The organism is Paenibacillus sp. FSL R7-0163, from assembly GCF_037969975.1.
Lineage (GTDB): Bacteria > Bacillota > Bacilli > Paenibacillales > Paenibacillaceae > Paenibacillus_AQ > Paenibacillus_AQ odorifer.
The window spans coordinates 5933482-5948258 of the sequence record NZ_CP150224.1; the positions used below are offsets into that span (position 1 = coordinate 5933482).

Sequence of the window (14777 nt, forward strand, 5' to 3'; positions counted from 1 at the left end):
GAGAACGCCATCAATTTTTTCCTTCGTAGAATCTACGGATAAAAAAAAGAGGCTCCGCAGACCATCAATAAATGGCTGCGGAGCTTTTTCACAACTAGACTATAAAACATCCTTCAGCTTGCTCCGGCTCTGAACATCCAGGGCTAGATAATCACGGATTTCGCATCTTTTCCCATTGATATCTGTAAGAATGATTCGCTTATGACTTGGATATTGCATATGCTCGTGCAGGTTCCGCATAACGATCCGGGTCTGGCCCAGATTCGTTTGCAGCTCCCAAATCCACATATCCGCTTTTTGCTTAATAGAATCAATGCGGGTTACAACCGGAAGAAAATACCGCAGCCGGAGCTCTGTGTCCACTTCCACGCGACTTTCTTCATCGAGCTGATCAATGTCACGAATGACTCCGATCTCCTCACTCTTGGAGTTACGAACTGAAATATACTCCGTGGTATATTGGAATGGAAATATACGAAAAAGAATTAATTCCTCATAGACCTGACCCTCCACTACTCCTTGAAACACGCCACCTTGACTGCGGCTAAAAGAGATTGCACCCGGTTCAAGAATGTTAATCTCATAGGGATCTTTAGGATTCAATTCCCCGTTAACAAGATTCGGATCACTCATGCATCTCAACCCCCTTAATCTGCGACATTTCCTTCTGTGCCTCAACTAGCTTGAAGTAAGCACCTTCTGCAGCAAGCAATTCCTCATGTGTACCCACTTCAATGATCTTACCGCGTTCAAGCACTACAAGCCGGTTCGCATTTCTTAGCGTGGATAATCGATGGGCAATAGCGAATGTCGTTCTGCCTTTTACCAGTCGCGAGATCGCTTCTTGAATTTGCCGCTCGGTCACTGTATCTACAGAAGCTGTTGCTTCATCTAGGATTAGAATTCGTGGATCGTGAATTATTGCTCGGGCAATAGACACTCGCTGCTTCTCTCCACCAGACAATTTATGTCCACGTTCCCCAACTCTTGTATCATAGCCATCCGGCAATTGAACGATAAAATCATGGGCGTTGGCGATTTTTGCAGCGCGCATGATTTCTAATTCCGTAGCGTCCGGTTTAGAATAGGCAATATTCTCAGCAATCGTTCCGTCGAATAGAAACGTCTCCTGCAGCACTACACCGATCTGACTACGCAGATCTGACTGGCTGATATTTCGGATGTCCACACCATCGATGGTAATGGTTCCCTCATCTGTGTCATAGAAGCGACAGATCATATTAATGAACGTCGACTTACCGGCACCTGAATGTCCGACCAGACCAATCATCTCGCCCGCACCCACTTTTAAATCCACGTTCTTGAGCACAGGATGATGTTTTTCGTATCCATAAGTAACCCGCTTAAACTCAACCTCACCATTTACGCGGCCGATGGCTGCTGGATTTACTGTATCAGGCACATCTGACGGAGTATCCATAATCTCAAAGACCCGATCTGCTGCTGAAATCGCATGGCTGGCCCAGTTGATCATTTGGCTCACCCACTGCAAAGGTCCGAGAAGCATCCCAAGGTAGGTCACCAAAGCAATTAGCGTACCGATGGATAATTGACCCTCCAGCACCGTTTTTCCGCCATAAAACCAAATTAATAACGTACCAACACCAGCAACCAACGCAAAAGCAGGAAACATCCCCTGCCATAAGCCTTCGATCCGAATATTATGCCGCACCAACTCCTTATTGGCGACCGTATAACGTGACATCTCTGTTGTTTCCTGGCCGAATGCTTTGACTACACGAATCCCCTGCAAAGAATCGCCAACCAAAGCGTTTAATCTAAAAATAGATCTCCACTGCTGGTACCAACGTCTGCCAATCATCGGCCATAACACGGTCGACAGCACCACCATAAGCGGCATAGGCAGCATAGCAAGCAGCGTTAGCTTCCAATCCATACTGAACATAATAGTGAAAATAGCGATTACCCGCAGCGATTCACCCGAGACCCAGATTACACCGTCAGTCATAAATTGCCGCATCGCCTCTGAATCATTATTCACCCGTCCAATAAATTGCGAAGATTGTCTTCGGTCGAAAAAAGATAAAGATAATTTCATCAAGGAATGATACACATCATGACGAAGATCACCCATGATTTTGGAACCAATCCATACCCCTATAAGTCCACGTACAGTCTGCATTAAAGTTATTACTAAGGACGTGGCTGCTAGCCCGATCACAATCCATAGAAGCGTCGAGCCCATATCCTTTTCTGTCAACACATTATCAACGATCATCTTCGTCAAAAATGGTGGAACAAGCTCTACCAATGTAGTAAAAATCAACATAATCGCCGCAGCGATCATTTGGATCTTATAAGGCTTAGCGTAACTCAACATCCGAAATAGAACCTTGCCGTTACTCTTGCACACCGGACAAGCTTGTGAATCTTCCGGCAGCGGATTGCGGCATTTTGGACAATTTCTTGGAAACTCTTTTTCAGAAGCGGTTGGCCGTTCCTCGCCTTTAGCTACAGCGCCAATTAATTTAGCAGCAAAACCAAATATAGAGGTAAGTGATGCTGTATAACGTATAAGTATAATAGGCCCCGCTTGGGTATCCACAAGCAACGAACCGCCGCCTACCCCGCCTACTACCCGGGCATCGGTAATATTCGAGACTAGAAGCTTTGAGACCAGTTTCCCGTCCGTCCCCCAAACGGAAACCTCCTTCTCAGTCAATACAAGCCACTGCTCACCGAATTGCCCATCTTTCATTAAATCAGATACAGAGTGAAATAAAGGTTGTTCTGTAAGCTGTATTTCTATAGACTTGGGAAGTTTATCAATAGATGTCATACATTTCTCCCCTTTCTTTACCCACCTATTTACTCACATATATTTACAGTGGTAAAGATGAAAAAATGATTATAATTGTTTTGTATGCTTACTTGAATCGAGTAGGAGGGGGCGGCTAGCCCCCGACCTCTCACACCACCGTACGTACCGTTCGATATACGGCGGTTCATGAAATATTCCGTAAGGAGTTGTATCTGTCCAATACACTCTTTAATCCATTGGCTTCCCAATATTGGTTATTCAATGCATGTTGTAGAATTGGACTCCCTGCAATTCGCCAATACCCTTTTCGGGTATTTCCCCACTCATAGGCTTTATCCTTAGGTACCCCTAAGGATATAAGTCTTTTGACTTTGGTTCTAGGGGTCTTCCACTGCTTCCAGAGGCACATTCGTAGCCTTCTTCGTATCCATTTATCCATATCTCGAAAGGTACTTGGGGTATCCGCCAGCGAGAAATAACCGCACCATCCCATGAGGTAGTGGTTTAGTTCCTTGATTCGCTCTTCCATCTTCATCGATCTCTTTCGAGAGGATATCTCCTGTATTCGAACCTTGACTCTCTGTAAGGACTGCTTCGCAATTCTCACCTTTGGTTCTTTGTCCACACTAAAACTAAATCCTAGAAACTTTCGTTTCCAGGGACGGTCTACCGCGCTCTTTACTTGGTTCACCTTCAGCTTTAGCCTCGTCTCGATGAATCGGGTGACCGTTGTCTTGACTCTCTCTCCTGCTCTTAGCGTTTTCACGTAAATATTGCAATCATCCGCATAACGAACGAAGCGGTGCCCACGTTTCTCGAGTTCTTTGTCGAGCTCATCTAGGACAATGTTAGATAATAACGGACTCAGTGGACCGCCTTGCGGGGCACCTTCCGTTGTCGGGGTTACTAACCCGTTCTCCATCACACCTGACTGAAGATATTTGCGGATAAGCAGGAGAACTTTCTTGTCCTCCACTTTCTCCGAAATCTTCATCATCAGTCGGTCATGGTTGACGCGATCAAAGAATTTCTCCAAGTCTAGGTCGACTACGAATCGATATCCTTCTTTCATAAAGGTTCGAGCTTTCCTCACCGCATCATGCCCTCGTCTTTTCGGACGGAATCCATAGCTATGGTCGGAAAACTCTGGATCAAACAATGGAGTTAACACCTGCGCGATTGCTTGTTGAATCATTCGATCTGTCACGGTAGGTATTCCTAGTAACCTAACACCTCCGCCACCGGGTTTCGGGATTTCGACTCGGCGCACGGGGCTCGGTTCATAGGTTCCTTCTTCTATGGCATGCCGCAAGGTCTGCCAGTTTTGTACGATGTGTTCTCGTAAGGATTTTACGGACATCCCATCTACGCCATGACTTCCTTTATTCGCTTCAACACGCTTTAAGGCTTGCAGAAGATTTTCCCGTGATAGCAGTTGCTCCAACATTTTTTTTAACCTCTCTTTACGTGATTTATACCTTCCATTTGTGCCAAAGATGAACTCCGCCCTGCTGAAGACCCCCACGGGATTCACCGTTTCCTTCTTCAGTCAGGTCCTTTCGGATTTTTTTCTGCATTCATCGCTCATCTTGAACGCCTGGATGTATAAATCCTATTCCATGTTCAGCCCTTCCGCAGCTGTTGCAACAGCTTGCGTACTATGGCGTCTGCTGACTTCTGTGCACTCAGCCTACTCTCACAAGTAGGGTTACGAAGTATACTCGCCTATCACACAGATCTCCCCAGGTAAGAACGCTATCTTCCTCTCCATCTATCTGCTTCATTTACTCTCGTACGCCTTTGGCAGTATGGACTTTGGTTTGTTGTGCAACCTCATCCAGCCTACGTTAGCCTTGTATGAAGTTCGTATTCCTCAGACCGGAGATTTGCCGCTGGCTGGCTTCAGATTCCACCTCGCGGTGGACACCCTTGCCTTAAGCTAATGGCTACTACTGCCTTCGCCATTCGGGACTTCAACCCTATAGATAGCGCCCATGCTGGGCGCACACAAATAAAAAGACACCTCTAAAGGTGTCTTTTTGTATTACTTCCTATGGTACTGGCTATACGTTTATTTCAAAGCTTTCCATACCCAGTTCTCTACTTCTGGCAAATCAATACCCTCTTCACGAATGAATTGGTGATGTTTCTTAACGATAGCATCCATTTCATCTGCGATCGCTTTATAGTCGTTAGCATTAGGCAAGCTCAGAACAGCTTCCTTCGCCAAGTCAAAGCGGTCCATTTGATTCAATACGCGCATATCGAATGGTGTTGTGATATCGCCATTCTCGCGGTATCCGTGTACGTGCAGGTTATGGTTATGGCGATCAAAGAACAAGTCTTTAATCAGACCTTCATATCCGTGGAAAGCGAAGATAACTGGTTTATCTTTTGTGAAAAATTGATCAAACTCTTCGTCAGATAAGCCACGCGGATCTAATTTTTGACTTCTCAGTTTCAACAAGTCTACCACGTTGATATATCTAATCTTAAGGTTCGGCAGTTTTTCATGCAGGATAGAGATTGCAGCCAAGCTTTCGATAGTTGGTTCTGTACCTGCAGAAGCAAAGACAACATCAGGCTCTCCACCTTGATCGGTGCTTGCCCAGTCAATAATCTTCAGTCCTTTATCCACCAGCTCTTGTGCTTCATCCGCACTGAACCATTGTGGACGAGGATGTTTGGAAGAAACGATCAAGTTAATTTTTTGACGGTCATTTAAGACGGTGTCAAAGACAGCCAGCAAGGAGTTCGCATCAGCCGGCAAATACTCACGGATAAATTCTGGTTTTTTATCAGCCAAGTGACCTAGCAAACCTGGATCTTGGTGAGTGTAACCATTGTGGTCTTGTTGGAATACAGTTGAAGTTGCTACCACATTCAATGATGGAATATCCGCACGCCAGCTTTGATCTGTTGCTTTACGCAGCCATTTGAAATGCTGAGTAATCATCGAATCCACGACACGCAAGAAAGCTTCATAGCTTGCAAAGAAACCATGGCGACCTGTCAATACGTAACCTTCAAGCAAACCTTCTGCCTGATGTTCAGACAATTGGGAATCGATAACACGGCCATAAGAAGCTAGGAATTCATCATTCGGCTCAATCACTTGATCCAACCATTGACGTTTCGTCACTTCAAAGACAGGTCCCAGACGGTTGGACATTGTTTCATCCGGTCCGAAAATTCTGAAATTGCGGTTCTCTTCGTTCAGAGAGATAACATCTTTCATGTATTTACCCAGAACGGCCATATCTTGTGCTATTACTTCACCTGGTTTGGAATTATCAAGTGCGAACTTACGGAAATTCGGTAAGTTTAGATCTTTAATTTGGTTGCCAGCATTAGTAACTGGGTTCATTCCCATACGTCTGTCGCCAGTTGGCAGGATCTCAGCAAGTTCAACATTCAGACGACCATTCTCATCAAATAATTCTTCTGGTTTATAGCTGTTCATCCACTCCAATAACGCTGGAGCGTGCTTCATATTCTTTTGATCCACTGGAATCGGCACCTGATGGGCACGGAACGAGTTCTCATTCGGAACACCATCCCATTGCTTTGGACCCGTCCAGCCCTTAGGAGAACGGAAGACCAACATTGGCCAAACCGGACGCGTAAGGTCATTGTTGTCACGTGCATTCTTTTGAATCGCTTCAATTCTTTCTACGATGGTATCAAGCACCTTAGCCATTTCTGGATGCATTAGATCAGGATTTTCGCCTTCAACGAAGAACGGTTCCCAACCCATACCTTTAAAGTATGCAGTAATTTCTTCTTTGGATTGACGAGACAGAATCGTTGGGTTACTGATTTTGAAACCATTTAAGTGCAAGATCGGCAGAACTGCACCATCAGTAACTGGATTGATGAACCGGTTGGAGAACCATGAAGCCGCTAATGGGCCAGTTTCAGCCTCTCCATCACCAATAACAACAGCGGAGATCAAATCTGGATTATCCAGAATAGCACCTACACCGTGGGATAGAGAATAACCTAATTCGCCACCTTCGTGGATCGATCCAGGTGTTTCAGGGGCAGCATGGGAAGCAACTCCACCTGGGAAAGAGAATTGTTTGAACAATTTCTTCAGACCTGGGATATCTTGTGTAATTTCCGGATAAATTTCAGTATAGCTACCATCGAGATAGGAGTTTGAAACCATGACCTGACCGCCATGACCAGGACCCTCGATATAGAACATATTCAAATCATATTTAGTAATGACCCGATTCAAATGGGCATAAATAAAGTTCTGGCCGGGAATAGTTCCCCAGTGTCCAATTGGCTTAATCTTTACGTCTGCTTCTTTCAGCGGTTCTCTTAACAACGGATTATCTTTCAAATACAGTTGACCTACAGAGATGTAGTTAGTTGCGCGCCAGTATGCATCAAGCTTCTCTAAATAAGTTTTTGATGAGTAATCAACATCCATGGATAATACCATTTCTTCCACTCCCCAAAATTTTTTCTGTGTCTACATTGCCGTAATTTCTTCCACAAGTACATCATACCGCCGCCAAAAATTAATTCAACCTTTTCAACAAATGATACGGTCCAATTTTGTGAAAATATGAACATAGTATGAAAAACGGTGTCAATTGTCTGTAAAAATACGTCAATATTAATATATATGTAAAAATATGGGCTGAAGTTTGCGGGAGATATTTGCTGCTTTTCCTTCATCTATTTTACGCAAAATAAAAAAAATAAGACCGAGAAAAATTCCCCAGTCTTACTTTTAATGAACGGACACAAAGGTATTAAATTTTAAGTATTTATAGTGGAAACGCATATGGGAGAATTCAAAGGGTGTGCCATTATCTAAAAAGAAAATCCCTTCCATAATGCTTACTGGCTCATTCGCCTGCAAATGCAGCAGCTCTTGATCCGTAGCCTCAGAGGGTTCTGCGGATATCGATAAAAAGGATTTGGTTACCGCCAGGTTCCGTGAATCCTCCAAATAATTAAAGATAGATCCTTCAATAATAGTCTGATTTAAGTTCTGCACGATTTTGATTGGGATATAACCCGTTTCAATCATAAAGGGTTCATCATCAAAAAGACGCAAGCGAACGATTTTGTATACAAAATCATGTGGTCCTAAAAACAGATCCCGTTGCAGTTCTTCCGTTGGTGGAATGACCTCGAATTTCAGAACTTTAATCTTTGGCTTCTTCCCATTCATTTGAAAATTGTCGGTGACACCTAAATTAGAGCCTTCGTAGTTAAAAATAGATTCATTTTTTATGTATAAAGGATTTATAAATGTCCCTGAGCCACGCTTTTTAAAAATAATGCCGGCATTTGCCATTTTAGTCAGAGCACTTTTAATAGAACTACGACTCACTTGATAAGTTTCACTAAGCGTTCGTTCATCCGGTAATTTCATATCGGGAAACTGCCCAGCAAAAATTTTCATTTTTAAGTCATCAATAATTTGTTTGTAGACAAACTGTGTCATGAAGTACTCCTTTTCAGGTCGATACAAGTTTTATTTCAATCTTTACTATAACATAATAACCAGACGTTTATAATCTATCCGGCCACCTTATTTACGACGGCGATTTGTCATGCGATTGTACATCACTAAACCGGCAATGACCATGCCCAGCGTCCCCATACTACTAGCTGCTTCAGCCTGCATACCAAACAAAATGCACAGGTTAGTGACCAAGCTTTTTGTAAGTACAGCAACAATAATTAACATCAACGGGCGCCAAATGTTGTATCTTCTCATCCAGGCAACACTCCTAATCCAATTTTCTCAAACTATTGATCGATTTCATCTATTATATCACAAGATAGTAACCGCATTCATTTCCTATAACCGTAAAGGAATCGAAACACACCTGCATTTTTTACTTCCCTCTATCTTTTTCTGTATTCTAGCATAGCGAACATGACGTCTATGCGTCATATTCGGTTTCAATTCCTCCGCTCCTCCTATCCGTCAATTACGCCTTTATTCGACTTTTGGTCTGGACTTATCCTTTTTCACGGATTATAATAACGAATGCACACCAAAAGACGAACATTAAGGCGGAAATTATGAGAAAATATATGCAAATATTCCTAGGCACTTCATTTTCTAGCCTATCCCCAAAAGAAATTCAAATTTTAAAGGACCATCTCTTCTGTATCAACACGGATGGGATGATAGAAATGATTGTTGCACCGAAGCACCCCGACTATCAACCCTTGCTTGATGCTTATCAAGGTCAGGACAATTTTCATGTATTAGCTGAAGGCCAGTATTTTTTGCCCGGCTTTATCGACCTGCATGTTCACGCGCCACAATGGGCTCAATCTGGAACTGCATTAGATATTCCACTCTATGATTGGCTAAATACTTATACCTTCCCACTGGAGTCTAAATTCTCGGACCTGGCTTTTGCAAAAAAAGTCTACGATGACGTGGTTGGCACTTTGCTCGCAAACGGAACAACTACAGCACTTTATTTTGCAACGGTGCATAAAGAGGCCAGTTTATTATTGGCTAAAATATGTGCGGAAAAAGGGCAACGTGGACTCGTTGGAAAAGTGGTTATGGACGATCCGCAGGGAAATCCTGAGAATTACCGCGACTCCGACACCCACACCGCACTAGTGGATACGGAAGAATTTATACTAGCTGTACAAGAACTCGCTAAATCTACTAAACAAGGCGTATATCCGGTAGTGACACCAAGGTTCATTCCAAGCTGCACTAATGAGGCTTTACAAGGCTTGGGAGAACTAGCCGCTAAATATGATACGTATGTTCAATCGCACTGTAGTGAAAGTGATTGGGCGCACGGTTATGTGCAAGAACGGTTCCAGAAGAACGATGCTTTTGCCTTGCATGATTTTGGTCTGCTCAGTGATAAATCTGTAATGGCACATTGTAATTTTTTAGATGAAGATGATGTGAATTTGTTTGCAGAGACAGGAACAGCTATTGCTCATTGTCCGATATCCAACGCGTATTTTGCCAATAGTGTTATTCCGATCGCTGACTTCCATGCCAAAGGCGTGGAGATTGGTTTAGGCTCTGATATTTCCGGAGGTTTTTCACCTAGTCTCTTCGATAACATTAGACAAGCCGTAATGTCTTCAAGAATGCTGGAGGATGGTGTGAATCCTTCCCTGTCTGCACCAAATCGCGGAGTACCCGGATCACGGATTACGATCCATGAATCCTTTTATCTTGCTACCGCTGGCGGCGGGGAAAGCTTAAGCTTACCTATCGGCCGGTTACTAGAAGGTTATACCTGGGATGTTCAAATTATTGATACGAAATTACCGTCGGCGAAATTGCCCATCTTTGATGAGAATGAGGATTTGCAAGATATTTTTCAAAAGATAATGTATCTGGCCCGGCCTGAAAATATCCGTGAAGTCTGGGTACAGGGTGAAAAAGTTCATTCGCGTTAAAGATTAATTAAACTAAAAAACTTAAGGTGGGCATCGGAGTGAAAACACAAGCAAACGTACAAGAGCAAGCACATTTGGAATCACAGCTATTAACTGTCCTACCCGATGAAAAAGTTTCATTTAGTAAATCCGTCATTCTCGGTTTTCAACATGTATTGGCTATGGATGCCTATGTAGTGCCATTCCTTATTGCGATGTTAATCGGCTTACAACCCAATCAGTCCAGCGCGTTAATCCAATCCACCTTTATTGCCGCAGGACTTGCAACGATTGTGCAAACCTATTTCTGTATGAAGCTGCCTATCGCTCAAGGTCCTTCTTATGTTCCGCTTGGTGCGATCGTCAGTATTTATGCGGCTAGTGGTGGCGGGGAGCTCGGTTGGAGCTCCGTGTTGGGTGCCAGCTTAATCGGGGCCATCCTGGTTATTATTTTGGGCTATGCTGGAATTTTTAATAAAATCGTCAAAAACTTTATCCCACCTATCGTAGGAGGCACAATCATTTTCATTGTAGGTCTATCTTTATTGCCTGTTGCGATCAGAGATAATATCTACGGAGCCTCCGGCGCTTCAATTAATCAAAACGTATTATTAGCCCTTATTTCAGGCGCTACACTGCTTATTTTTGTGATTCTCGGTACTTTGTTCCGTAATAAAGGATCTATCTTCCGAATTCTTTCCGTAATGATGGCGTTAGTAGTCGGATGTATTTCCGCTAATATTATGGGCGTTTTAGATTTCTCAGCGATAAGCAACGCTAAATGGTTTAGCATGCCGCGGATCGCTTTTGTTGATTTCGGCTTTTCCTTCAACTTTTCAGCTATTATCACCATGGTTATTATTTATATCGTGCTGCTGGCTGAAACAACAGGCACCTGGTTTGCGGTCAGCAATGTAATCAATAAACCTTTGACAGACAAAAATATTAACCGCGGCGTAATTGGAGAAGGAATTGGCTGTCTTATTGCCTCTGTGCTCGGTTCGACTCCTGTTACAGGTTATTCAACTAATGCAGGGATCATCTCCATTACAGGTGTTGCCAGCCGCCGGGTCTTTCTCGCTGTAGGAGGATGGTTTGTCCTCTTTGGTTGTTCTGGTAAACTCGCCGCTTTGATCTCTTCCATTCCATCCGCTGTAATCGGCGGCGTCTTCGCCATCATCTGCGGCATCATCGCAATTAATGGTGTGCAAGTAATGAAGAATGTAACTATCGGCGAAAAAGAAATGTACATTATTGCCTTACCTATGATCATCACCTTGGCGTTGGTACTCATTCCTGGTGACTACTTGAACTCTTTACCTACATTCGTGCAGTATTTATTAGGCTCACCTATCCTAGCTGCTTCATTGGCAGCGATCTTATTGAATAAATTATTACCTAGTGGAAAATAGAAAATAAAAAGGAGCAGCCCCTAAAGGAATCGATAGATCTCCTTTAGGGGCTGTCTTTTTTAAAGATCATCCCATATTGGCCCCTGTCCACTGCCTATTTCGATCCTTAAAGGCGTTTGACTAGACCAGGCTAAAGTCCCTGAATATATTGTTATTATTTATCCTATTCAAGGGCTTTTATTAAATGGTGGGGGTGATCATTCTGGCTATCCGTTACAGCATCATAATTCCAACCTATAACCGACTTCAGCAGCTGCTACTTACACTCACTTCATTCGAGACACAGACCTATCCGAAGGATCGATTCGAGGTGATCGTCGCAGATGACGGTTCTACAGATGGTACCAAGGAAATGGTCGAAAGCTTTCAAACTTCTTATCCGCTTATTTATGTCGCTCAGCAGGAACAACGCGGCCGTTCTGCCGTGAGAAATCTGGGGCTGAGTCAGGCAAAAGGGAAATACGTCATCTTCTGCGATGCTGATTTTCTAGTATTCCCTGACTTCATTAGGATCGTAAACCAGTATCACCGTAAATATCCTAAGTCCATAATTTCAGGTATTCCACACTCATGGGATGACGCTTATACCCACTACTACCCAGACTTTTCTCCTGAAGAAAAAGAGCATTGCCGCAATACACTTTCGGCTTCTAACTTATGGAATCCCGACTTCGAATCAGCGACTGAAATCATCCCATTAATCACACCCAATGATATCCTTCAGCAGACGGAGACGTTATCAAAAGTCACCTTTCCCTCAAGAGTTCCTCCAAATACTAAAAAGCAATTTGCCAGCACAGATGTAGCCCCTTGGATGTTACTCGTCACACGTTGTGTGTCCATAAGACGCAGCCAATTAACTCGTGCTGGAGGTTTTAATGAACAGTTTATCCTCTATGGACTTGAAGATTGGGATCTTGGGTATCGACTGCATCGATTAAAAATCCCTTTTCACAGCATCAAAGAAGTTGTCGGCGTTCACCAAGAACATCCAACCCACTTCAGAGGAAATCTCATAAATATTGAGAATCTAAAAATCATGTTCAAAAGCTACGGGTTCAATGACTCTTCCCTAAATCTGTTCGCCCTTGTTCCTCCAAACGAAGACTTAGAGAAGTACAAACATACTATACGGGTCTTGCGCAGAGGATACCGAACGAAGTTAACACGTTCATCAGCAATATTAATGAGAAGGACGTTACGGATTGCCGCCAAACAGCTCTATGAACCCAAGGATACCGCCGTATACCAAGAGTCGTTAAGACGGATAAGTGTAAAAGTAAAGAGGAGAAAAAGCCGGGTTGCCCGTGTTTTGCGAGAGATTTTGGTGAAGGCTGAAAAGCTGGGAGAATGATATCTAAAAATACATTAAGCCGGGCATCAAATGATGTCCGGTTTTTACTTATTTTCTCAATTTATTAGGTAGCGGAATATGCCTAATCGACTCAATGGGGTGATAGAGCAGCATCCACGGACCAGAAAAACGCATAACCCCTTTAATTCTTTGGCGATAATCCGGTTTGTAACAATGAACAGGACATTTGGCACAAGCTGTTTTCTCTTCACCAAACTTACAATAGGCTAACCTCTTCAGCGCATACTCGTTTAATTCCTGACATTCCTCACAAAAGCCTTTATGATGATGTTTTTTCTTACAATATATACGAATCATTTTGGTAACAAGCTCTTGTTCTTTTAGAATTTTAGGACCCTCATTTAACTGCCGGTTTACCTTTGTTATCATATATGAACCCCCTTGTAACTTGTACAATAAGATCTCATGTAATTATAAAGGGTAAACCAACTGTGAAACCAGCCTTAACGCTAAACCTCCTTAATTCCCTCACATACCGGGGTTGAAAGCGATTATTTTATAAATCAAATTTATTTAAAAAACCTTGTAACGTTTATAGCTTTTTACGGATATATAACTTGAGGAGGTGAATGGATGCAGGACAACGAGCAATTATACAGGGAATATTCAACCCAAGTATATAAATTCGTATTTAGCTTTTGTCATAATCACTTGCTGGCAGAAGAAATCACCCAAGAAACTTTTTATAGAGCTATAAAATCGATAGATAAATACGATGGGACCTGCAAAGTATACGTTTGGCTTTGTCAAATTGCTAAACATGTGTGGTATCAGGAGCTGGACAAGCAGCGCAAGCGGAAGTCTGAGGAATTAGAAGACGCTCCTTTGGCTAACGCAAATTCAACAGAATCCCAGTTCATTTTTGCTCAGGACAAAATGGATTTATTTAAACAACTTCATTTACTTGATCCAAACACCAAAGAAGTATTATATCTGCGTTTGACCGGAGAATTCAGTTTTCGGGAAATTGGCGAAATTCTTGGCAGAGATGAGACCTGGGCAAGAGTTACCTTTTACCGTGGAAAACAAAAATTAATGAAAGGAAGATCTTCATGAAATGCGAGATCATTCAGGATTTATTACCTTCCTATATTGAAAAGCTAACCTCTGTACATAGTAACGAAGAAATCGAAAAACACCTGCAATCCTGTGAAAGCTGCCTTCAATCCTATAATGAAATGACCGCCACAGCAAATCTAAGTGTGCCTATTATTGATAAAGAGGAAGTTAACAAACTCAATTATTTTAAAAAAGTGAAAAAAAAGAATATAAAAACTCTCATTTTTTCCGTCTTATCGGTACTCATACTGGCTACAGCCCTTATTGGACTTTTTGTTATCGGTTTCCCTGTATCCTCTAAAGATGTAGTCATAGATTATCAGAAGACAAAGGATCGTTTGGAAGTTCATCTAACTTTGGAAAATGGCAAGGACCTCGTGTTCTCAGGAAAAACCAAATTTATCCGCGATGAGAATAATAATGTAATCGGTTCTGAAACTAGGTATACGCCTAGAGGTTTACTTCATAATCCCTTTGATGATGTAGGCAAAAAAGTTATGTTGGGGACGGAGATTCATACCGATCTAGATTTTCCAAACAAGTTTATTCTTGAATTCAAAGATAAAACTATGACGTTTGTTAATGGTGTTTTAGTGGAGTAGACATTGCCGCTAAAATAAATAAAGACACCTTTTTAGGTGTCTTTCGCTTTGCACCCTACTAAAAAAGTTAGCATTTTTGTTCGTTTTTTCGCTAAAATATAGGGTTATCGATTTACTAAAAGTAT

At 42.5% G+C, this 14777-nt stretch carries 12 protein-coding genes; 5 read left to right on the plus strand and 7 right to left on the minus strand.

Annotation, left to right across the window (positions count from 1 at the left end):
• Positions 1 to 99: 99 nt before the first annotated feature.
• The 6 genes from NST45_RS25985 to NST45_RS26010 form a co-directional block, all read right to left on the minus strand.
• On the minus strand, positions 100 to 633 hold the full coding sequence (locus NST45_RS25985) for a DUF1854 domain-containing protein (protein WP_051491493.1): 534 nt from the start codon (positions 631 to 633) through the stop codon (positions 100 to 102).
• Complete coding sequence (locus NST45_RS25990; protein ID WP_076141435.1) at positions 626 to 2821, minus strand: ABC transporter ATP-binding protein; 2196 nt, start codon at positions 2819 to 2821, stop codon at positions 626 to 628. The genes NST45_RS25985 and NST45_RS25990 overlap by 8 nt, the downstream gene beginning before the upstream one ends.
• A 166-nt stretch (positions 2822 to 2987) precedes the next feature.
• Positions 2988 to 4250, minus strand: coding sequence for a group II intron reverse transcriptase/maturase (gene ltrA, locus NST45_RS25995; protein ID WP_036681916.1), 1263 nt, complete (start codon positions 4248 to 4250; stop codon positions 2988 to 2990).
• A 624-nt stretch (positions 4251 to 4874) separates the two neighbouring features.
• Positions 4875 to 7256, minus strand: coding sequence for a phosphoketolase family protein (locus NST45_RS26000; RefSeq protein WP_170914216.1), 2382 nt, complete (start codon positions 7254 to 7256; stop codon positions 4875 to 4877).
• A gap of 294 nt (positions 7257 to 7550) precedes the next feature.
• Entirely contained in the window at positions 7551 to 8273 is a 723-nt protein-coding gene (locus NST45_RS26005) for a GntR family transcriptional regulator (protein WP_036687196.1), read from the minus strand.
• A gap of 87 nt (positions 8274 to 8360) precedes the next feature.
• Positions 8361 to 8549, minus strand: a complete 189-nt coding sequence (locus NST45_RS26010; protein WP_076101096.1) for a hypothetical protein — start codon at positions 8547 to 8549, stop codon at positions 8361 to 8363.
• A gap of 311 nt (positions 8550 to 8860) precedes the next feature.
• On the opposite strand from NST45_RS26010, the gene guaD reads away from it, so the two are divergent.
• From guaD to NST45_RS26025, 3 genes are all read left to right on the plus strand, one after another.
• The gene (guaD, locus tag NST45_RS26015) at positions 8861 to 10225 is read left to right on the plus strand and encodes a guanine deaminase (RefSeq protein WP_038568158.1); all 1365 of its coding nucleotides are present in this window, start codon (positions 8861 to 8863) and stop codon (positions 10223 to 10225) included.
• 38 nt (positions 10226 to 10263) lie between these two features.
• On the plus strand, positions 10264 to 11616 hold the full coding sequence (locus tag NST45_RS26020) for a solute carrier family 23 protein (RefSeq protein ID WP_076141437.1): 1353 nt from the start codon (positions 10264 to 10266) through the stop codon (positions 11614 to 11616).
• A gap of 202 nt (positions 11617 to 11818) precedes the next feature.
• The gene (locus tag NST45_RS26025; protein WP_036687347.1) at positions 11819 to 12970 is read left to right on the plus strand and encodes a glycosyltransferase; all 1152 of its coding nucleotides are present in this window, start codon (positions 11819 to 11821) and stop codon (positions 12968 to 12970) included.
• A 48-nt stretch (positions 12971 to 13018) separates the two neighbouring features.
• Here the strand turns inward: NST45_RS26025 and NST45_RS26030 are convergent, their stop codons facing one another.
• A complete protein-coding gene (locus NST45_RS26030) occupies positions 13019 to 13360 on the minus strand; it encodes a nitrous oxide-stimulated promoter family protein (protein WP_076126918.1) in 342 nt (113 codons plus the stop codon).
• A 204-nt stretch (positions 13361 to 13564) separates the two neighbouring features.
• Here NST45_RS26030 and NST45_RS26035 point away from each other — a divergent pair, with 204 nt between their 5' ends.
• Both NST45_RS26035 and NST45_RS26040 read left to right on the plus strand, forming a co-directional pair.
• Positions 13565 to 14047, plus strand: coding sequence for a sigma-70 family RNA polymerase sigma factor (locus NST45_RS26035; protein ID WP_036687188.1), 483 nt, complete (start codon positions 13565 to 13567; stop codon positions 14045 to 14047).
• Positions 14044 to 14652, plus strand: a complete 609-nt coding sequence (locus tag NST45_RS26040; RefSeq protein WP_076126916.1) for a zf-HC2 domain-containing protein — start codon at positions 14044 to 14046, stop codon at positions 14650 to 14652. Before NST45_RS26035 ends, NST45_RS26040 begins: the two co-directional genes overlap by 4 nt.
• The last annotated feature ends 125 nt before the right edge of the window (positions 14653 to 14777 follow it).

Excerpts from the sequence above, each read along its gene's own strand:
- NST45_RS25985 (WP_051491493.1), bottom strand. The coding sequence starts at position 633 with ATGAGTGATCCGAATCTTGTTAACGGGGAATTGAATCCTAAAGATCCC.
- NST45_RS25990 (WP_076141435.1), bottom strand. The coding sequence starts at position 2,821 with ATGACATCTATTGATAAACTTCCCAAGTCTATAGAAATACAGCTTACA.
- guaD (WP_038568158.1), top strand. The coding sequence starts at position 8,861 with ATGAGAAAATATATGCAAATATTCCTAGGCACTTCATTTTCTAGCCTA.
- NST45_RS26030 (WP_076126918.1), bottom strand. The coding sequence starts at position 13,360 with ATGATAACAAAGGTAAACCGGCAGTTAAATGAGGGTCCTAAAATTCTA.
- NST45_RS26010 (WP_076101096.1), bottom strand. The coding sequence starts at position 8,549 with ATGAGAAGATACAACATTTGGCGCCCGTTGATGTTAATTATTGTTGCT.
- NST45_RS26000 (WP_170914216.1), bottom strand. The coding sequence starts at position 7,256 with ATGGTATTATCCATGGATGTTGATTACTCATCAAAAACTTATTTAGAG.
- ltrA (WP_036681916.1), bottom strand. The coding sequence starts at position 4,250 with ATGTTGGAGCAACTGCTATCACGGGAAAATCTTCTGCAAGCCTTAAAG.
- NST45_RS26005 (WP_036687196.1), bottom strand. The coding sequence starts at position 8,273 with ATGACACAGTTTGTCTACAAACAAATTATTGATGACTTAAAAATGAAA.
- NST45_RS26040 (WP_076126916.1), top strand. The coding sequence starts at position 14,044 with ATGAAATGCGAGATCATTCAGGATTTATTACCTTCCTATATTGAAAAG.
- NST45_RS26035 (WP_036687188.1), top strand. The coding sequence starts at position 13,565 with ATGCAGGACAACGAGCAATTATACAGGGAATATTCAACCCAAGTATAT.